This window comes from Micromonospora maritima (genome assembly GCF_902825405.1).
GTDB lineage: Bacteria > Actinomycetota > Actinomycetes > Mycobacteriales > Micromonosporaceae > Micromonospora > Micromonospora maritima.
In genome coordinates this window covers 1-885 of sequence record NZ_CADEAU010000929.1, presented here as the reverse complement: position 1 = coordinate 885, position 885 = coordinate 1, and the positions used below count along the sequence as shown (strand labels likewise).

1 protein-coding gene is annotated in these 885 nt (G+C 76.0%); it reads right to left on the bottom strand.

Features of this window, described 5'->3' with window-relative positions; translation table 11 throughout:
* A partial coding sequence (locus HUW36_RS33600) for a D-alanyl-D-alanine carboxypeptidase family protein (protein ID WP_174531669.1) occupies nucleotides 1-885 on the bottom strand: 885 nt, incomplete at both ends.

The following is an 885-nucleotide window of genomic DNA, read 5'->3' as shown; positions in this document are numbered from 1 at the left end:
CGTGCCCGGCCAGGGCCGACGCGGGCGCCGGAGACGCCGACCGGTCCAGCTCCCCCGGCTCCACCAGGCGACCGACCGCGGCGTCCCGGGGCAGCCCGAAACCCCAGTCCAGCAGCGCGGCGCCCTGCTGCCAGCCGCGCTGCGTGGTCACCTCCGCGCCGAGCAGGGTGACCTCCAGCCGCCGCCCACCGCGCTCGGCCGCGCCGACGTACGTGTGCCGGGCCAGGTCGGTGAAGCCGGTCTTGCCGCCGATCGCGCCCGGATAGTGGTCCAGCAGCATGTTGTCGTTCTGGATCTGGAAGGCCTTCTCCCGCAGCGCCGGCTGGGCGGGCACCTGCGCGGTCCGGGTCGCGGTGTAGCGGCGGAAGGCCGGGTCGGCGAAGCAGGCCCGGGCGATCAGCGCCAGGTCGTACGCGCTGGTGAACTGGCCCGCACCGTCCAGGCCGGACGGGGTGACGGCGTGGGTCTGCCGAGCGCCGAGCCGGTGCGCCTCGGCGTTCATCGCCCGGACGCCGCCGGTCAGCCCGTCCGGGCCGCCGCCGAGCCGGGCCAGCGCGTTGGCCGCCTCGTTGCCGGACTTCAACAGCAGACCCAGCCAGATCGTCTCGATCCGGTAGTGCCCGCCCTCGGCCAGCCCCACCGCCGAACTGCCCGGCTCGATCGCCACGTCGCCGGCGGTCACGGTGACCTCCCGGTTCGGATCCAGCCGGGGCAGCATGGTGGCGGCCAGCAGCAACTTCTGCACGCTTGCCGGGACGCCGTACTCGTGCGGGCCGCAGGCGCCGAGCACCGCGCCGGTGTCCAGGTCGGCGACCACCCACGACGTCGCGGCCACCGCCGGCGGCACCGGCGCGACCGGCGGGACGACCAGGCCCGCGGTGTCCA